Origin of the sequence: Streptomyces sp. NPDC028635 (genome assembly GCF_040637635.1) — a bacterium.
GTDB lineage: Bacteria > Actinomycetota > Actinomycetes > Streptomycetales > Streptomycetaceae > Streptomyces.
Genome location: NZ_JBEZWX010000032.1, coordinates 43,248 through 61,068 on the forward strand (window position 1 = coordinate 43,248; position 17,821 = coordinate 61,068).

A 17,821-nucleotide genomic window follows, 5' to 3' on the forward strand; every position below is an offset into this window, starting at 1 on the left:
CCCAGCCCCTGCCGGGGGGACTCACGGCAGGGCCACGCCCCCCGCCGGGGGGGAGCGCCGATGCCGCCCGGATGCGCCAGGCGACCTGACCCGCGACGGGGGCGCCGGGGCCGCCCACCACGGGCGCCGAGCGGGGCGGCAAGGACCGCCCGGCGAGACACGGGGCGCGGAGTCGGTGGCGCCGGCCGCCGCCGTAGACGCGGAGAGCGGCAGAGGCCGCCGCCGTAGACGCAGGAGGCGCCCCGCGCCCCGAGGCGCCCCGCAGGCGGCCTCACGCTCCCGTGGACGCCGTAGGCAGACGCGCCCCGCCGGGGCAGGCGCCCGCCCCCGTCGGGTGGACGGCTCCGCGCCCGTGCCGTTGATCCCGTTCGCCGCCGGCAGGCGAAGGTCAGGATTCGAGAAGCGCCGGCGACCCGGTTCCCCGTAGCGTGAACGGCACGGGTACCCGTGGGGCGTCGGTCGGGCGGCAGGCGCCGGGGGTGCCCGTGATCGAGGGTCCGAACGGATGGAGATGCCATGACCAAGGGCACGGGGACCGGCCACGCCGCCGACAGCCATGACCTGATCCGCGTGCACGGCGCGCGCGAGAACAACCTCAAGGACATCAGCGTCGAGCTCCCCAAGCGCCGGCTGACGGTGTTCACCGGCGTCTCCGGCTCGGGCAAGAGCTCCCTGGTGTTCGACACGATCGCCGCCGAGTCGCAGCGGATGATCAACGAGACCTACAGCGCCTTCGTGCAGGGCTTCATGCCCACCCTCGCCCGCCCCGACGTCGACGTGCTGGACGGCCTGACCACCGCGATCACCGTCGACCAGCAGCGCATGGGCGCCGACCCGCGCTCCACCGTCGGCACCGCCACCGACGCCAACGCGATGCTGCGCATCCTCTTCAGCCGTCTCGGCAAGCCGCACCTCGGCTCCCCCAAGGCGTTCTCCTTCAACGTCGCCTCGATCAGCGGGGCCGGCGCGGTCACCGTGCAGCGCGGCGGGCAGACCGTGAAGGAGCGCCGCCAGTTCAGCATCACCGGCGGCATGTGTCCCCGCTGCGAGGGCCGCGGCTCGGTCACCGACATCGACCTCACGCAGCTCTACGACGACAGCAAGTCCCTGAGCGAGGGCGCGCTGACGGTCCCCGGCTACAAGTCCGGCGGCTGGAACCACCGCCTCTACACCGAGTCCGGTCTCTACGACGCGGACAAGCCGATCCGGAAGTTCACCAAGCGGGAACTGCAGGACTTCCTGTACCGCGAGCCGACCCGGATGAAGATCGCCGGCATCAACATGACCTACGAGGGTCTGGTCCCGCGCATCCAGAAGTCGATGCTCGCCAAGGACAAGGAGGCGATGCAGCCGCACATCCGGGAGTTCGTGGAGCGGGCGGTCACCTTCACGACCTGCCCCGAGTGCGAGGGCACCCGCCTCAACGAGGGCGCCCGGTCATCGAAGATCAAGGGCCTGAGCATCGCTGACGTCTGCGCGATGCAGATCAGCGACCTGGCCGCATGGGTGCGCAAGCTGGACGAGCCCTCCGTGGCACCGCTGCTCGCCTCCCTGCGCGACACCCTCGACGCCTTCGTGGAGATCGGCCTCGGCTATCTCTCCCTCGACCGCCCGGCAGGCACGCTCTCCGGCGGCGAGGCGCAGCGCGTGAAGATGATCCGCCACCTCGGCTCGTCCCTCACCGACGTGACGTACGTCTTCGACGAGCCCAGCATCGGCCTGCACCCGCACGACATCCAGCGCATGAACGACCTGCTGCTCCAGCTGCGGGACAAGGGCAACACGGTCCTCGTCGTGGAGCACAAGCCGGAGCTGATCGCGATCGCCGACCACGTCGTCGACCTCGGTCCCGGGGCCGGCACGGCGGGCGGCACGGTCTGCTTCGAGGGCACGGTGCAGGACCTGCGGGCCAGCGGCACCCTCACCGGACGCCACCTGGACGACCGGGCCCGTGTGAAGGAGACGGTCCGCACGCCCACCGGGAAGCTGGCGATCCGGGACGCCACCACGCACAACCTGCGGTCCGTGGACGTCGACATCCCGCTCGGCGTCCTGGTCGTGGTCACCGGTGTCGCCGGTTCCGGCAAGAGCTCGCTCGTGCACGGGTCGATGCCGGCCGACGCCGGTGTGGTGTCCATCGACCAGACCCCGATCCGCGGCTCACGGCGCAGCAACCCGGCGACGTACACCGGCCTGCTGGAGCCGATCCGCAAGGCGTTCGCCAAGGCCAACGGCGTCAAGCCGGCGCTGTTCAGCGCGAACTCCGAGGGTGCCTGCCCCACCTGCAACGGCGCCGGCGTCGTCTACACCGACCTGGCGATGATGGCCGGGGTCGCCACGACCTGCGAGGAGTGCGAGGGCAAGCGCTTCGAGGCGTCGGTGCTGGAGTACAAGCTCGGCGGCCGCGACATCAGCGAGGTGCTGGCGATGCCGGTGGCCGAGGCGGAGGAGTTCTTCGCCGACGGGGAGGCGCGTACGCCGGCCGCGCACAAGATCCTGGACCGGCTGTCCGACGTCGGGCTCGGCTACCTCACGCTCGGCCAGCCGCTCACCACGCTGTCGGGCGGTGAGCGGCAGCGGCTGAAGCTGGCGACGCAGATGGGCGACAAGGGCGGCGTCTACGTCCTGGACGAGCCGACGACGGGGCTGCACCTGGCCGACGTCGAGCAGTTGCTCGGGCTGCTCGACCGGCTGGTCGACTCCGGGAAGTCGGTCGTCGTGGTCGAGCACCATCAGGCCGTCATGGCCCACGCGGACTGGATCATCGACCTGGGGCCGGGCGCGGGACACGACGGGGGGCGGATCGTCTTCGAGGGCACGCCGGCGGAGCTGATCGCGGCGAGGTCGACGCTGACGGGGGAGCATCTCGCGGCGTACGTCGGCCGGTAGGCGCCGTACGCCGGCGGTCGCGCGCCTTCGCGTGTGCCGGCGTCGCATGTCGGGTGCGGGCGGACTGTGGCTGGTCGCGCAGTTCCCCGCGCCCCTTTCGGGGCGCTGTCGTGCCCGGGGGTTCGAGTCAGCCTGGTTCGCTGAACGCCTCCACCGCCGCGCGGACCTCCCTCAGGGCCGCCGACAGTGCGCTCACCGAGCCGATCGCTCCGGCTATCAGCAGCAGGGAGCGGTGCAGCGGGGCCGGCTCGGGGGTGCCCCGGGCGGCCATGGCCGTCAGTGCGGCCAGCTCTTCCTCGGCTATGTCCCGGTCCCGTAACTCGGCCCGGTACGCGGCCAGTTCGCGGTGCAGTCGGGATGCCGCCGCGCGCAGTCGGCTCGCGCGCAGGTCCCCTTCGCCGCCGGTGACCGGCAGGTGCTGAACACTCCGCAACACAGCCCTCCCCCTCGCACTCCGTCGTGCGATCTCCCTGAGCCGTCCGGCCCGCGCCGGTGCGGTGAGCCGGGGCGGGGGAGACAGTAAACGACACCTCGACCGCGCCGCGCCAGTCCGCTGCGTCATCGAGTTGCTGCACAGCGTGAACCCGTGGCCCGCTCCGGTGGGGTATGCAGGGCGTATGACGACACCTCGCCCCACAGGCACCGCCCGTCCCACCGACGCCGTCGCCGGGCTGCTGCTCGCCGCCGGGGGTGGCCGGCGGCTCGGCGGGCGCCCCAAGGCGCTGCTGGAGCACCGGGGCCGCCCGCTGGTGGAGTACGCCGCCGGGGTCCTGCGGGCGGCCGGATGCGCGCGCGTGCACGTGGTGCTGGGGGCGGGTGCCGACGCCGTACGGGAGCGGGCGCGGCTTGCGGGGTGTGTGCTCGTGGAGAACCCGGACTGGGAGCAGGGGATGGGGTCCTCGCTGCGGGCCGGGCTCGCCTCGCTGGCCGGGACCGGGGCGCGGGCGGCCCTCGTGTCGCTCGTGGACCAGCCGGGGATCGGGCCGGAGGCCGTCGCACGGGTGCTCGGCGCCTACGTGGACGAGCAGACCCTCGCGTCGGCCGCGTACGACGGCGTGCGCGGGCATCCGGTTCTGCTGGGCGCGGCCCACTGGGCGGGCGTCGCGGCGACTGCCACCGGCGACCGCGGGGCACGCGCGTACCTGCGGGCACACGCGCGTGAGATACGGCTCATCGAGTGCGGGGAAGTGGCGCGGCCGTACGACATCGACACCGAGGCCGACCTGGGCCACCTTCAGTGAACGAGGTGGCACCGAGCGCCACCTTTGCTCGACTCAGAGAATCTCGACATCAACAAACCATTGAACTTCCACCATGCGATAACTACTATCCACTGTTCAGAAGCACCCGACCGCACAGCGGGTGCGAACCGCCCCATTTTCTGCCTGTAGGCACCCCGTGCCAGGGCAGAGTGGCGTTGCACGTGGTTCGCTGAAACAGCCCCCCGTAAGGAAGTGACCGCTCATGTCCGCACCAGCGCCGTCCACGCTGGCCATCGTCGACGCCGAGCCCCTGCCCCGGCAGGAAGAGGTCCTCACCGACGCGGCGCTCGCCTTCGTGGCCGAGCTGCACCAGCGGTTCACGCCGCGCCGCGCGGAACTCCTCGCCCGCCGTGCCGAGCGCCGCGCCGAGATCGCCCGCACCTCCACGCTCGACTTCCTGCCGGAGACGGCCGCCATCCGCGCGGACGACTCCTGGAAGGTCGCCCCGGCCCCGGCCGCGCTGCAGGACCGCCGTGTCGAGATCACCGGCCCGACGGACCGCAAGATGACCATCAACGCCCTGAACTCGGGCGCGAAGGTCTGGCTCGCGGACTTCGAGGACGCCTCCGCCCCCACCTGGGAGAACGTCGTCCTCGGCCAGCTCAATCTGATCGACGCCTACACCCGCAGCATCGACTTCACCGACCCGAGGTCGGGCAAGTCCTACGCGCTCAAGCCCGACGAGCAGCTCGCCACGGTCGTCATGCGGCCGCGCGGCTGGCACCTCGACGAGCGCCACCTCGTCGGCGCCGACGGCACCCCGGTCCCGGGCGCCTTCGTGGACTTCGGCCTGTACTTCTTCCACAACGCCCAGCGCCTGCTCGACCTCGGCAAGGGCCCCTACTTCTACCTCCCGAAGACGGAGTCGCACCTCGAGGCCCGCCTCTGGAACGACGTGTTCGTCTTCGCGCAGGACTACCTCGGCATCCCGCAGGGCACCATCCGCGCCACCGTCCTGATCGAGACGATCACGGCGGCGTACGAGATGGAGGAGATCCTCTACGAGCTGCGCGACCACGCCGCCGGGCTCAACGCCGGCCGCTGGGACTACCTGTTCTCCATCGTCAAGAACTTCCGTGACGGCGGCGAGAAGTTCGTCCTGCCGGACCGCAACGCGGTGACGATGACCGCCCCGTTCATGCGGGCCTACACCGAACTGCTGGTGCGCACCTGCCACAAGCGCGGCGCGCACGCGATCGGCGGCATGGCGGCGTTCATCCCCTCCCGCAGGGACGCCGAGGTCAACAAGGTCGCCTTCGAGAAGGTCCGCGCCGACAAGGACCGCGAGGCGGGCGACGGCTTCGACGGCTCCTGGGTCGCCCACCCCGACCTGGTGCCGATCGCCATGGAGTCCTTCGACAAGGTCCTCGGCGACAAGCCCAACCAGAAGGACCGTCTGCGTGAGGACGTCGACGTCAAGGCGGCCGACCTGATCGCCATCGACTCGCTGGACGCCAAGCCCACCTACGACGGTCTGGTCAACGCCGTCCAGGTCGGCATCCGCTACATCGAGGCCTGGCTGCGCGGCCTCGGCGCCGTCGCGATCTTCAACCTGATGGAGGACGCGGCCACCGCCGAGATCTCCCGCTCCCAGATCTGGCAGTGGATCAACGCCGGTGTCGTCCTGGACAACGGCGAGAAGGTCACCGCCGACCTCGCCCGCAAGGTCGCCGCCGAGGAGCTGGAGAACATCCGCGAGGAGATCGGCGACGAGGCCTTCGCCGCCGGCAACTGGCGGCAGGCGCACGACCTCCTGCTCCAGGTCTCCCTCGACGAGGACTACGCCGACTTCCTCACCCTGCCGGCGTACGAGCAGCTCAAGGGCTGACACCCGGCCCCGGCGATCCGAGCGGCCCCGGGGGGGGTGTCCCCGGGGCCGCTCGGCCCGTTCAGCCCAGATGAATTGACCAGTCCTGCTGCGCGGCCGGCTTGCCGTGCAGATCGGGCACCCGCTTCAGCCAGTCGGGGCGGCCCGCCCGGGTGCGCGCCGCCCGCCGCGCCTCGTCCGCTGCCAGCTCCTCGCGGCCGGGGAAGTCGGTGGGCAGCCACTTCCCCGAGGCCCGCACGCGCGCGTACAGGTACGCCACGTACGCCTCGCGCATCTCCTCGGGGCTCGCGAAGTCCGTCAGCCAGGCGTCCGGCACCTCGGCGACGACGGCGCGCAGCAGCTCCTCGGTGACCCGGGGCGCCAGTTCGGCGTCGGCGGCGCGCACGTCGGGGCCGTAGTGGCCGAGGGCGTGGTGGCGGAAGTCGTAGGCCTTCTCGGGGTCGGCGCCGTCCCAGCGGTGGTGGAAGACGAGTGCGGCGCCGTGGTCGATGAGCCACAGCCGCGGGCGGGCGACACCGAGGGTGGGCCACACCATCAGGTTGGAGCTGTGGACCGTGCGGTCGACGTTCGCGGTCAGCGCGTCGAGCCAGACGATCCGGCCGGCCTCCAGCGGGTCCACCGGGAACTCCTGCGCGATCTCGGGCGTGAAGTCGACCGCGCCCGGCAGATGGTCCATGCCGAGATTGATCCCGTGGGAGGCGTCGTGCAGGTCGCGCACCTCCTGGTGCGGTTCGTCCGCGGCGATCGCCGGGTCGAAGTGGACCAGCACCAGCTCGGGGAAGCGCAGTCCCAGCGCCCGGGCCAGCTCCCCCACGATCACCTCGGCGACCAGCGCCTTGCGTCCCTGCGCCGAGCCGGTGAACTTCACGACGTAGGTGCCGTCGTCGTCGGCCTCGACGACCGCGGGCACCGAACCGCCCGACCTCAGCGGGGTCACGTATCGAACAGCGGTCACGTCGCGCAGCACACCGGCCAGCCTACGGCAGGTCAGGTGGCGGCCAGCGGGTTGGGCAGCGGCAGGTAGCGGGCCGCCGCGCCGTCCGCCGCGGTCCAGCGCAGCAGCAGGTTGGTCTTGCCGGGCAAGGTGGGCGAGGCCAGCAGCGCGGCGACCTCCGGAAGGTCGTGGCGGGCCAGTTCACGGCGGGCCGCCGGCCAGGGGTCGAGGCCGGGGTGGTGCTCGGCGAGCGCGGCGGCGACCTCGGTGAGGTGGTTGACGACCAGGCAGTACACCAGCCGTTCCCACCCGGCCCGCGGTGTCACCTCGGGCAGCAGCTTCACGCCCTCGGCATCCCGGAAGAGGGCCTGGACGGGCATCCCGTCGGCGTCGACCGCGACCAGCGTGTTCTGCAGGTGCGCCTCCAGGACGACGCCGTGGTCGGCGTAGGCGGCGAGGGCGGGCGGCACCACCGCGCGCAGGTACGCCTGCCACCAGGCCGCCGGGTCGGCCGCGGCGGCGAGCGGGTTGCCGTCGAAGCCCTCCACCAGGCCGGCCGCGAGCAGCGGGGTCGCGCCGGGCAGGACGGCCCCGCGCAGGCCGTCGCGGACGACGACGACCAGCTCCTCGACGGCGAAGCAGGCGGTGCGGTGGCCCCGGTCGCTCAGCCAGGCCGCGGGGCCGCCGAGCGCGGCGAACGCGTGCGCGGCGGCCTTGTCCGTACGGCGCAGCCCGCGCAGGTCGTGCTCCCACAGCCGGCGGATGTCGTTGGTGATCCGCACATCCAGGCTGAACTTCAGGAACAGGTCCTCCTCCGGCGCGTACACGGTGCGGATCGCGGCCGTCGGCCACACCGGGAACGCGGTCGCGCCCAGCCGGATCAGACGGCCGTCGGCGAAGGCGTCCGCGAGGGCGGACTCGGCCAGCCGGAGCTGCCAGGGATGGGCGGGCAGCAGCAGGTAGCCGGGCGGGGCCTCACCGAGCGCGTCGAGGGCACCCGTGTCGCCCTCCTCGACGACCGTGTCCGCGCGCACGCCGAGCAGGGTCAGCGGGAACCGGGCGTGCGCCTCCGGGGCGTACGGCAGCCAGGCGGCCGGCGGGCCCCCGCCCCGCGCCTTCGGGGCGGGGTGGTGGGGGTGGCCGGTGATCAGGGACTGCTCGGAGCGCAGATACGGGTCGGCGGGCGCGGTGGCGGCGGCGCGCGCGGCCAGCAGGGCGGCGACCACGTCCCGGCTGTCGGTCATCTCGGCGGGCAGATCCGGGCTGTCGAGCCCGGTGTGCCGGCGCAGTTCGTCCGCGACGAGAGCGACCAGGTCGCGGTGGTCCAGCGGGCGCCACGCGCCGTCCGCGCGGACCTCGGGACAAGCGGGCCGGCGGGTGCCGCGCACCCGCAGCAGCCGCCCGGATGCGGCCAGCCGGTGCACCCGCCAGGCGGCGTCGGCGCCCACCGGTTCGGCGACCTCGCGCAGCAGGCAGTTCAGCAGGGGCGCCGCGGCGTAGGCGTCGGCCCGGGCGGCGAGGTCGTCGCGCGGCGGGAAATCGCCCATGGTGGGAGGCAGGAGGTCCACGCGATCCACTCGTTCCCTACGGTCCTGTCGGTCGGAGACGATCAGTATCCCCGCCGTCACGGCCCGCCGTGACGCCGTCCGCGTACCCGAGGAGCCCGCCCGTGCACCGACCCGCCACCGCCGAGGCGGAGGTCGCCGCCGCACTCGCCGCCGAGCGTCCCGGCCTGGTGCCCCGGTACCGGGCCGCGCTGCCCGGCGCGCGCGCCGCCGTGCTGACCCGCCTGTGGCGCGGCCTCGGCCACGAACCGCTGCCCTGGATCACCCGCCGCGAGGAGAGCGGCGACGGCCTCACCCTGCGCCTGGCGGACGGCCGCCGGCTGCACGGCCCCGTGCCGGACGCGTACGCCACCGACGCGTACGTCGGCGCCGTACACCTCGACGGGGTGGCGTACGAGCGGCCGGAGCGGCTGATGACGGACCTGGCGGTGCCGCACGCGGCGGGGTTCGCGACCGAGCTGGGGCACAGCGTCGCCTCGCTCGCGCTGTCCCGGGCCGGGCAGGAGGGGCTTTCGCACGGGCGGCCCGCGCGGGGCTGGGAGTGGGAGCAGCGGGTCGTGGACGGGCATCCCTACCATCCCTGCTGCCGCTCGCGGCCCGGTTTCTCGGTGGCGGAGCAGCTGGCGTACGCGCCCGAGCACCGGCCGGTGGTGGAGCTGCAGCTGCTGGCGGTGCCGGCCGAGGGGTGCCTGGTGACGGGTGGCTGGCCGCAGTGGCTGCGGGACGGGGAGCGGCTGCTGCTGCCGGTGCATCCGTGGCAGGCGGAGCATGTGCTCAAGCGGACCGGTCGGGCCACGCTCGCCGCGCATCCGCTGATGGCGCTGCGTACGCTCGCGCTGCCCGGCGGCCCGCACGTGAAGACCGCGCTGAGCGCCCGGCTGACGTCCTCGGTGCGGGACATCTCGGTCGGCTCGGTGCGCATGGCGGCCTCGCTGTCGGAGTTCGGCGAGCGGCTGGCCGCGCACACGGACGGGCTGCTGCACATCACGCGGACGCTGGGCGCGGCGACGGCCCACTCCCCCGATCTGGCGGCGCAGCTGCGCGAGGCGCCGGAGGTGTACGCGGGGCCCGGTGAGGAGGTGGTGCCGGTGGCGGCTCTTCCCGGGCCGCACTCCGCCGCCTGGCTCGCGGACTTCGCCCGGCTGGCGCTGTCCGTGGGCCTGCGGCTGCTGGAGCTGGGCGCGGCGCTGGAGGCGCACGGGCAGAACCTGCTGGTGGTGCTGGGTCCGGCGGGTGAGCCGCGGCGGCTGGTCTACCGGGACCTGGCCGACATCCGGGTCAGCCCGGCCCGGCTGGCCCGCCACGGCATCGTGGTTCCCGGCGACCTCGCGGGCCGGATCGTCACGGACGACGTGACGACGCTGCGGCGCAAGCTGTTCGGCTCCCTGGTCGCGGGTGCGCTGGCCGCCACCGCGGGCAACGGCCCGGCCCTGCGGGGGGCGTTGGCGGCGGCCGTACGGGATCTGCCGCGCACCCCGGACCTGGTGGCGCTGTGTCAGGAACCGCTGCCGGTGAAGGCGCTGACGCTGATGCGGCTGACGCCCGACGTACCCGGCGACCAGTGGGCGCTGCTGCCGGCCCCACTCGCCTGACCCCCGTCGCGCCGCTCGTACCGCTCGCCTGACGGACCGTTTTGGAGCCGGGACCCGGAGATCAATAAGATCCGCCGATGATCAGAAGACAACGGCTGGCGGCGGGCGTCGGCGCCCTGCTCGCCGCGCTCGCGGCCGGGCTCGCGTGCCCGGCCGGGGCGGTCGCCGACGAGACCACCGCAAGCGCGCCGAAGGTCGACCTCGTGATCGACGTCAGCGGATCGATGCGGACGCGGGACATCGACGGGCAGTCGCGCATGTCGGCGGCCAAGCAGGCGTTCAACGAGGTGCTGGACGCGACACCCGAGGAGGTGCAGCTCGGCATCCGCACGCTCGGCGCCACCTACCCGGGCGACGACCGGCAGACCGGCTGCAAGGACACCGCGCAGCTGTACAAGGTCGGCCCGCTGGACCGCACCGAGGCCAAGACGGCGGTGGCCACGCTCAACCCGACCGGCTGGACGCCGATCGGTCCGGCCCTGCTCAAGGCAGCCGGGGACCTCGACGGCGGTACCGGTTCCAAGCGGATCGTGCTGATCAGCGACGGCGAGGACACCTGCGCCCCGCTCGATCCGTGCGAGGTGGCCCGCGAGATAGCCGCCAAGGGCATCGGCCTGACCATCGACACCCTCGGCCTGGTGCCGAACGTGAAGATGCGCCGGCAGCTCAGCTGCATCGCCGAGGCCACCGGCGGCACCTACACGTCGGTGGAACACACCGGCGAACTCGCCGACAAGGTGAACCAGTTGGTGGACCGGGCGGCCGACCCGGTGGTCACGCCGGTCGCCACCGACGGCGCGTCCTCATGCACCAAGGCGCCGACGCTGAACTCGGGCCTGTACACCGACCGCGAGGAGTTCGGTCAGCAGCGCTGGTACCGGGTGGACGTCAAGCCCGGCCAGGAGCTGCGCGCCTCGGTGAGCGTGGCCGCGGACCGCTCGATGCACCCGGACTACGGTGTGCTGCTGCGCGCGGTCACCGTGCACGGCCGGGAGATCGTGCGCGGTGAGGCGGCCGGCACCGGCCGCACCGACGTGATCTCGACCGGTCTGCGCTACCCGAAGGCCGACAGCGACGACGACGACGCCCCGGCGGAGACGGTGTGCCTCGCGGTGACCAACTCCTTCTCGGCGGCGCCCGGCGTGAAGGCCACGCCCGGCATGCCGCTGGAGCTGACCGTGGACGTGGTCGACGGTCCGTCGCAGGCGGACGACGTGGCGTCCTTCGGTCTCGGGCGCGGCTGGTGGCTGCTCGGTCTGCTGGTGCTGATCGGCTTCCTCGCGGGTGTGGTGTGGGGCTGGCTGTCGCGCTGGCGTGTCGCGGTGTGGAGGACGAACTGATGAGGATCACCACCGCGCTGGGCGCGGCACTGCTCACGCTCGGCCTCGCCGCCGCCCCCGCCGCGGCCGACTCCTCGCCGTCGCCGAGCCCGTCCGGGTCGAGCGCGGCACCGGCGTCGGCGGGCACCTCGTTCCGTACGGCGACGGAGGTGGAGCAGGGACAGACGGCCACCGCGAGCGCCTCCACGGGTGACTACCTGTACTGGTCGTTCCCGGCGGACGCGAAGCAGCGGCCCACCGTGAAGGCGACGGTGAAGCTGCCGCAGACGCACACGACGCAGACCTGGCAGGTCGACGTGTACGACGGCCTCAGGCGCCGTCAGGCCTGCCAGTACGGCGCGCAGACCCGCACGGCGGACGCGGGGACCTCCTCGCTGGAGCTGACCTGCGTGCTGCGCACCGTGCGCGCCTGGTCGGAGCCGTGGGCGAACGACCCGCTGCCGGGCACGTACTACGTCCGGCTGACGGCGGTCGGCGTGCAGACGGCCGACCTCGGGCAGCCGGTGGACGCCGAACTGCGGGTGGAGTCGAAGGACATCGGCGGTGCGGCGGCCGTGGACGGGTGGCTGGCCGAGCCGCTGGTGCCGGGCGTCGCCGTCACGAAGCAGCAGGACAAGGACGGCAAGGACGACTCGAAGAAGGCAGCCGTGCTGGCGAGCGTCGAGCCGGACGGCGGCTGGTCGTCCGGCTGGTGGTCGGACCGCTGGGTGTGGACCGCGATCGGCGGTGTCCTGGCCGCGCTCGCGGGCGTCGGCGGCTACGCGCTGACGCGTGGCCGGGGTCGCCCGTCCCATGTGCCGCCGAACGTCTGACGAACCGCTGACCGGGCCCGCCGCACGCGCTATGCGGCGGGCCCTTCGCGCAGCTGCCCGGCGAGGGCGCCGTCGCCGGTCACCTCGACGCGCCCGCCGCGGATCGCGTCGGCGAGGCTCGTCTCACCCCGGGAGAGCGCCGCGCAGGTGTGCGCGTCCATCACGAGCCGGGCGTCGGGTTCGCGGGGTGCGGCGCCGTCGCCGTAGACCGGGCCCTCCCCGGCTCCGGCGTGCAGATGGAACACGCCTTCCTCGAGGCGCACTTCGACCAGTCCCTCGCCGTCGATGGCGCGCAGCAGCGGCAGGGCGAACCAGTGGGCGCGGACGGCGTCGGTGGGCCGCCGCTCCCCCAGTTCGGCCTCCCCCCAGGCGCCGAGGGCCTGCAGCACGGGGAGCAGCCGGTTTCCGCGCGCGGTCAGTTCGTAGACGAAGGCGGCGCCCGGCGGGGGCAGCCGGCGCCGGGTGGTGAGGCCGCCCTGCTCCATGTCCTTCAGCCGTGAGGCGAGCACGTCCGTGCTGACGCCCGGCAGGTCGGCGTGCAGGTCGGTGTAGCGGCGCGGTCCGGCGAGCAGCTCCCGGACGATCAGCAGGGTCCAGCGGTCGCCGACGAGGTCGAGGGCGCGGGCGGCGGAGCAGTACTGGTCGTAACTACGGCGCGTGCGGGGTGACATGCGACGCAGTCTAGACGGCTTGTTGGACTTTCCAAGCTCCCACTTGGTAAAACCAAGCAACACGAGTTTCCGGAGGGGCGCATGGAGTTCCGGCAGTCGAACAAGCTCAGCGAGGTCTGTTACGAGATCCGCGGGCCGGTGATCGAGCACGCGAACGCGCTGGAGGAGGCCGGGCACAGCGTGCTGCGGCTGAACACCGGCAACCCGGCCCTCTTCGGCTTCGAGGCGCCGGAGGAGATCCTCCAGGACATGATCCGGATGCTGCCGCAGGCGCACGGCTACACCGACTCGCGCGGCGTCCTCTCCGCCCGCCGCGCGGTCGCCCAGCGCTACCAGACCCTCGGCCTGGAGGTCGACGTCGACGACGTGTTCCTCGGCAACGGCGTGAGCGAGCTGGTCTCCATGGCCGTGCAGGCGCTGGTCGAGGACGGCGACGAGATCCTCATCCCCGCCCCGGACTTCCCGCTGTGGACGGCCGTGACGACGCTCGCGGGCGGCAAGGCGGTCCACTACCTGTGCGACGAGCAGGCCGAGTGGTACCCGGACCTCGCCGACATGGAGGCGAAGATCACCGACCGCACCAAGGCGGTCGTCCTGATCAACCCCAACAACCCCACCGGCGCCGTCTACCCGAAGGAGATCGTCGAGGGCGTCCTCGGCCTCGCCCGCCGGCACGGCCTGATGGTCTTCGCCGACGAGATCTACGACCAGATCCTCTACGACGACGCCGTGCACCACTCGGCCGCCGCGCTCGCCCCCGACCTGGTCGTCCTCACCTTCTGCGGCCTGTCCAAGACCTACCGCGTGGCCGGCTTCCGCTCCGGCTGGCTCGTGGTCACGGGCCCCCGGCAGCACGCGAAGGACTACCTCGAGGGCCTGACCATGCTGGCCTCCATGCGCCTGTGCGCCAACGCGCCCGCCCAGTACGCCATCCAGGCCGCGCTCGGCGGCCGGCAGTCCATCCGCGAGCTGACCGCGCCCGGCGGCCGGCTGCGGGAGCAGCGGGACGTGGCGTGGGAGAAGCTGAACGAGATCCCGGGCGTGTCGTGCGTGAAGCCCAAGGGCGCGCTGTACGCCTTCGCGCGGCTGGACCCCAAGGTCCACAAGATCCACGACGACGAGAAGTTCGTCCTCGACCTGCTGCTGCGCGAGAAGATCCAGGTCGTCCAGGGCACCGGCTTCAACTGGCCCGCCCCCGACCACTTCCGGATCCTGACCCTGCCGCACGCGGAGGACCTGGAGGCGGCGATCGGCCGGATCGGGCGGTTCCTGAGCGGGTACCGGCAGTAGCGGGCGCCTCCCGTGCGCGCCGGAGCCCGACGGCCGCGACGGCGCGCGAGCGGCGGACCGGGCCCGTAGCCTGTGAGGCGTGGGTGATCTCTTTCTGGTCCGGCACGGGGAGACCGAATGGTCGCGGTCCGGCCGGCACACCGGCTCCACGGACGTCCCGCTGACCGAGCGGGGGCGCGAGGAGGCACGGCGGCTGATGCCGCTGATCCGCTCGCACCGGATCGGGGCCGCGTTCGTCAGCCCCCTGCAGCGGGCGCGCGAGACGGCCGAGCTGATCGGGGTGCGCGACGCGCGCGTGGACGCCGATCTGCGCGAATGGGACTACGGCGGGTACGAGGGCATCACCACCGTGGAGATCCAGCGCGAGCGGCCGGGGTGGTTCCTGTTCACGGACGGGGTGGCGCCGGGGCCGCCGGACCACCCCGGGGAGTCTCCCGAGGACGTCGGGGAGCGCGCCGACCGGATGCTCGGGAAGGTGGACGCCGCCCTCAACAACACCGAGGGCATCGTCCTGCTCGTCGCCCACGGGCACTTCCTGCGGGTGCTGACCGCCCGTCGGCTGGGGCTGCCGCCCCAGCACGGGGCGCTGTTCCAGCTGGCCACCGGCACCCTGTGCCGGCTGGGCACCGAGCACGGGCGGCCGGTGATCGCCGGCTGGAATGTCAGACCCCCGGCGTAGCCTGCGAAGCGGCTGACATCCCGGCCACGGGAGCCGCGCAGGAAGGAGTACGCCGTGACCCGACCGCCCACCGCCGCTCAGCGGCGTGTCATCGACGCCGCCGACCCCGTCACCGGGCGGCTGCGGGGCACTGAGGCGCAGCTCGCGACGCTGGTCAGGCAGGGGCTGGCCTTCCGGCATCCGCGGCCGCCGCACGATCACTTCCTGACGCCGGCCGGGCACCGGATACGTCGGGCGCCGGTCACCGCGCCGCCCGAGCCGACTCCCGCGCAGCCCGCGACCGGTGTGTTCAGCGCGCGGCCGGGCGGTGAGGACGAGCCGCCGGACACCGGTCCGGCCCGGGCGCGTGAGGTGCACAGCGCCTGGCAGGGGCTGCTGGAGCTGCGCCGGATGACCAATCCGGACGGGGCCGTGGACCGCCCGTGCGGCTGGGAGCGCACGCATCTCGTGCAGGCCGCGGCGCTCGCCCTGGAGGCGGCGGGGCAGCGGCCGGCCGGGGGCGGGCAGGACGGGTACCGGGTGCGGGCGACGGCGCAGCCGGAGGCGGTCGCCGTGCACGCGGACGCCCCGGACGCCCTCGGCGGCTGCGCGGCCGCGCTGGAGGAGGCCGGCTGGCAGGCCGGCGAGTACACCGAGCCCCGCACCCGGGCCCGGTATCTGCTCGCTTCCCCGCGCCGGGTGTGAGGAGTCCCCGCGTCCGGGGTGCGGGGCGTGCCAGGATCGGTGGGCAGTGCGAGGAAGGCGAAGGGGAAGTGATGAGCGAGCCGTTCTCCGTCCGGATCAGCGTCCGCGGATACGAGACCGACGTACAGGGACACCTGAACCAGAGCGTGTACCTCCAATACGCGGAGCACGCGCGCTGGTCGCTGCTCCAGGCGGCCGGGATCACCCAGGCCGGGCTGATCGCCACGGGCGTCGGACCGGTCGCCCTGGAGACCACCATCCGCTACCGGCGGGAGCTGCTCGCGGGGGACGAGGTCGATGTGACGTGTGCCTTCGAGTGGGGCGGCGGCAAGACCTTCCGCATACAGCAGACGATCCTCAAGACGGACGGCACGATCGCCGCCGAGATCACGGCGGTCGGGGGGCTGCTGGACCTGAAGGCCCGCCGCCTGGTGGCGGACCCGCAGGACCGCTTCAAGCAACTGGCCGACCACCCGGGCCTGTTCGGCCTGTGACACCGGGCCTCGTCACGTTCCGGCGAACGCCTCCCGGCCCTCGTGCGCCCGGTGCCGGAACGGCGGCGCCGGCCTGCCGAGCACCTCGGCGACGTCCTCGGTGACCATGGCGGTGACCGGGACGTCACGGCCTTCCCGGATAACTCGGTGTCGGCCAGGGCGCCTTGTGCCCCTTCCGCGTCCAGCCCCTGCCCGTGTGCGGAATGCGCCGTGCAGGGCCGCCGCGTCGGGTCACGGCGACGGCCGGGGGTGACGGTTGCTGTCCGTCTCCCCCGGCCGGTCGAGCCCTCACCGCCGGTCTCAGTGGGCGGCGGCGATCTCCTCCCCCGCCTCCATGGGGTGCGTCACGTCCTGGGCCTCGCGGCTCTTGCCGAGGTGGTTGAAGAGGAGGTTGAGCACCACGGCCGTGACACAGCCCGTCGAGATGCCCGAGTCCAGGACGATCTTCGCCGTCTCGGGGAAGGAGTGGTAGAACTCCGGCGCGGTGATCGGGATGATGCCGACGGCGAGGGAGACGGCCACGATCAGGACGTTGTTGTCCCGTTCCAGGCCGGCCCGCACCAGGGTCTGGATGCCGCTCGCCGCGACCGAGCCGAACAGCACCACTCCGGCGCCGCCGAGGACCGGGCGGGGCACGACCGCGATCAGTGACGCCGCCATCGGACACAGGCCCATCAGCACCAGGAAGGCGCCACCGGTGGCGACGACGTACCGGCTGCGGATCTTCGTCATCGCGACCAGGCCGATGTTCTGTGCGAAGGCACTGCACATGAAGCCGTTGAACAGCGGGCTGAGCGCCGAGCCGAGGGTGTCGGCGCGCAGGCCGGCCGCGATGGTCTTCTCGTCGGCGGGCCGCTCGACGATCTCACCGAGCGCCAGCATGTCGGCGGTGGACTCGGTCATCGAGACGACCATCACCACGCACAGCGAGAGGATCGCGGCGAGCTGGAACTGCGGGGCGCCGAAGTGGAACGGGGTCGGGAATCCGATGACGGCGGCCTCGCCGACGGGGCTGAAGTCCGTCACGCCGAACGGTATCGCGATGAGGGTGCCGGCGATCAAGCCGAGCAGCACCGCGATCTGCTTGACGAAGCCTGTGGTGAAACGGCGCAGCAGCAGCACGATCAGCAGGGTGATGCCGGCCAGGGTGAGGTAGGTCGTCGAACCGTAGTCGTCCGCCTTGGGGTTGGGGCCCTGGGCCCAGCCGAAGGCGACCGGGAGCAGCGACACCCCGATCAGGGTGATCACGGTGCCGGTGACGACCGGCGGGAAGAAGCGCAGCGCCTTGCTGAAGATGGGAGCGGCGAGGAAGCCGAGCAGACCGGCGACGATGACCGCGCCGAAGATGATCGGCAGCGCGTCGGACTTGTCGTGGGTGGAGGCGACCACCGCGGTCATCGGGGCGACACCGGCGAAGGTGACGCCGTTGACGAAGGGCAGCCGGGCACCGATCTTCCAGATGCCGAGGGTCTGCAGGAAGGTGGCGAGGCCCGCGGTGAACAGGCAGGCACCGGTGAGGAACGTCAGCTCGGCGGCGGAGAGGCCGATGGCCGCGCCGACGATCAGGGGTGGGGCGACGACTCCGGCGTACATGGCGGCGACGTGCTGCAAGCCGCTGGTCGCCATTTTGAGTGCGGGGAGTTTTTCGTCTACGGGATGGGCGGCCACAGCTGCTCCTCCGGGCGGCTAACACGTCGTGGGGCGACGTGGATATCTGGGAGGTGGTGCGAGGTCGTGCGGGACCGTGACGGGGGGTGGCGCGGGTGAGCGGTGAGACCGTT

Annotated in this window: 15 protein-coding genes; 10 read left to right on the top strand and 5 right to left on the bottom strand. The window is 73.0% G+C overall.

The annotated features are described in order from the left end of the window. Positions 1–516: 516 nt before the first annotated feature. The gene (locus tag AB0E88_RS27295; protein ID WP_361635637.1) at positions 517–2,889 is read left to right on the top strand and encodes an excinuclease ABC subunit UvrA; all 2,373 of its coding nucleotides are present in this window, start codon (positions 517–519) and stop codon (positions 2,887–2,889) included. A gap of 127 nt (positions 2,890–3,016) precedes the next feature. Here AB0E88_RS27295 and AB0E88_RS27300 read toward each other — a convergent pair whose 3' ends face one another. Beyond that, the gene (locus tag AB0E88_RS27300) at positions 3,017–3,325 is read right to left on the bottom strand and encodes a DUF5955 family protein (RefSeq protein ID WP_361635640.1); all 309 of its coding nucleotides are present in this window, start codon (positions 3,323–3,325) and stop codon (positions 3,017–3,019) included. A 181-nt stretch (positions 3,326–3,506) separates the two neighbouring features. Here AB0E88_RS27300 and AB0E88_RS27305 point away from each other — a divergent pair, with 181 nt between their 5' ends. Beyond that, positions 3,507–4,130, top strand: coding sequence for a nucleotidyltransferase family protein (locus AB0E88_RS27305; protein WP_361635643.1), 624 nt, complete (start codon positions 3,507–3,509; stop codon positions 4,128–4,130). A 223-nt stretch (positions 4,131–4,353) separates the two neighbouring features. Continuing rightward, positions 4,354–5,979: a malate synthase A gene (gene aceB, locus AB0E88_RS27310; protein WP_361635647.1), complete on the top strand. Its 1,626-nt coding sequence runs from the start codon at positions 4,354–4,356 to the stop codon at positions 5,977–5,979. A gap of 61 nt (positions 5,980–6,040) precedes the next feature. Here aceB and AB0E88_RS27315 read toward each other — a convergent pair whose 3' ends face one another. Next, positions 6,041–6,946, bottom strand: a complete 906-nt coding sequence (locus AB0E88_RS27315; RefSeq protein WP_361635650.1) for a HipA family kinase — start codon at positions 6,944–6,946, stop codon at positions 6,041–6,043. Positions 6,947–6,966: 20 nt separating this feature from the next. Beyond that, complete coding sequence (locus AB0E88_RS27320; protein WP_361635741.1) at positions 6,967–8,460, bottom strand: IucA/IucC family protein; 1,494 nt, start codon at positions 8,458–8,460, stop codon at positions 6,967–6,969. 122 nt (positions 8,461–8,582) lie between these two features. On the opposite strand from AB0E88_RS27320, the gene AB0E88_RS27325 reads away from it, so the two are divergent. The 3 genes from AB0E88_RS27325 to AB0E88_RS27335 all read left to right on the top strand — a co-directional run bounded on the left by AB0E88_RS27325 (position 8,583) and on the right by AB0E88_RS27335 (position 12,222). Next, positions 8,583–10,070, top strand: a complete 1,488-nt coding sequence (locus AB0E88_RS27325) for an IucA/IucC family siderophore biosynthesis protein (protein ID WP_361635653.1) — start codon at positions 8,583–8,585, stop codon at positions 10,068–10,070. Positions 10,071–10,147: 77 nt separating this feature from the next. After that, on the top strand, positions 10,148–11,410 hold the full coding sequence (locus AB0E88_RS27330; protein WP_361635656.1) for a VWA domain-containing protein: 1,263 nt from the start codon (positions 10,148–10,150) through the stop codon (positions 11,408–11,410). Continuing rightward, positions 11,410–12,222, top strand: coding sequence for a hypothetical protein (locus AB0E88_RS27335; RefSeq protein ID WP_361635659.1), 813 nt, complete (start codon positions 11,410–11,412; stop codon positions 12,220–12,222). The genes AB0E88_RS27330 and AB0E88_RS27335 overlap by 1 nt, the downstream gene beginning before the upstream one ends. Before the next feature lie 29 nt (positions 12,223–12,251). On the opposite strand, the gene AB0E88_RS27340 is transcribed toward AB0E88_RS27335, so the two are convergent. Beyond that, positions 12,252–12,893: a winged helix-turn-helix transcriptional regulator gene (locus AB0E88_RS27340; RefSeq protein ID WP_361635662.1), complete on the bottom strand. Its 642-nt coding sequence runs from the start codon at positions 12,891–12,893 to the stop codon at positions 12,252–12,254. 81 nt (positions 12,894–12,974) lie between these two features. Here AB0E88_RS27340 and AB0E88_RS27345 point away from each other — a divergent pair, with 81 nt between their 5' ends. The 4 genes from AB0E88_RS27345 (at position 12,975) to AB0E88_RS27360 (ending at position 16,040) form a co-directional block, all read left to right on the top strand. Next, complete coding sequence (locus AB0E88_RS27345) at positions 12,975–14,183, top strand: pyridoxal phosphate-dependent aminotransferase (protein ID WP_361635665.1); 1,209 nt, start codon at positions 12,975–12,977, stop codon at positions 14,181–14,183. A gap of 79 nt (positions 14,184–14,262) precedes the next feature. Next, on the top strand, positions 14,263–14,862 hold the full coding sequence (locus tag AB0E88_RS27350) for a histidine phosphatase family protein (RefSeq protein ID WP_361635668.1): 600 nt from the start codon (positions 14,263–14,265) through the stop codon (positions 14,860–14,862). A 54-nt stretch (positions 14,863–14,916) separates the two neighbouring features. Further along, entirely contained in the window at positions 14,917–15,546 is a 630-nt protein-coding gene (locus tag AB0E88_RS27355) for a hypothetical protein (RefSeq protein ID WP_361635671.1), read from the top strand. Between the two features lie 71 nt (positions 15,547–15,617). Further along, on the top strand, positions 15,618–16,040 hold the full coding sequence (locus tag AB0E88_RS27360) for an acyl-CoA thioesterase (RefSeq protein ID WP_361635674.1): 423 nt from the start codon (positions 15,618–15,620) through the stop codon (positions 16,038–16,040). Between the two features lie 300 nt (positions 16,041–16,340). Here AB0E88_RS27360 and AB0E88_RS27365 read toward each other — a convergent pair whose 3' ends face one another. Further along, positions 16,341–17,708, bottom strand: a complete 1,368-nt coding sequence (locus AB0E88_RS27365) for a nucleobase:cation symporter-2 family protein (protein ID WP_361635677.1) — start codon at positions 17,706–17,708, stop codon at positions 16,341–16,343. Positions 17,709–17,821: the final 113 nt, after the last annotated feature.

What these genes read in the sequence shown, in the direction of transcription:
- AB0E88_RS27295 (WP_361635637.1), top strand. Translation starts at nt 517, where the DNA reads ATGACCAAGGGCACGGGGACCGGCCACGCCGCCGACAGCCATGACCTG.
- AB0E88_RS27305 (WP_361635643.1), top strand. Translation starts at nt 3,507, where the DNA reads ATGACGACACCTCGCCCCACAGGCACCGCCCGTCCCACCGACGCCGTC.
- aceB (WP_361635647.1), top strand. Translation starts at nt 4,354, where the DNA reads ATGTCCGCACCAGCGCCGTCCACGCTGGCCATCGTCGACGCCGAGCCC.
- AB0E88_RS27320 (WP_361635741.1), bottom strand. Translation starts at nt 8,460, where the DNA reads ATGGGCGATTTCCCGCCGCGCGACGACCTCGCCGCCCGGGCCGACGCC.
- AB0E88_RS27330 (WP_361635656.1), top strand. Translation starts at nt 10,148, where the DNA reads ATGATCAGAAGACAACGGCTGGCGGCGGGCGTCGGCGCCCTGCTCGCC.
- AB0E88_RS27335 (WP_361635659.1), top strand. Translation starts at nt 11,410, where the DNA reads ATGAGGATCACCACCGCGCTGGGCGCGGCACTGCTCACGCTCGGCCTC.
- AB0E88_RS27340 (WP_361635662.1), bottom strand. Translation starts at nt 12,893, where the DNA reads ATGTCACCCCGCACGCGCCGTAGTTACGACCAGTACTGCTCCGCCGCC.
- AB0E88_RS27345 (WP_361635665.1), top strand. Translation starts at nt 12,975, where the DNA reads ATGGAGTTCCGGCAGTCGAACAAGCTCAGCGAGGTCTGTTACGAGATC.
- AB0E88_RS27360 (WP_361635674.1), top strand. Translation starts at nt 15,618, where the DNA reads ATGAGCGAGCCGTTCTCCGTCCGGATCAGCGTCCGCGGATACGAGACC.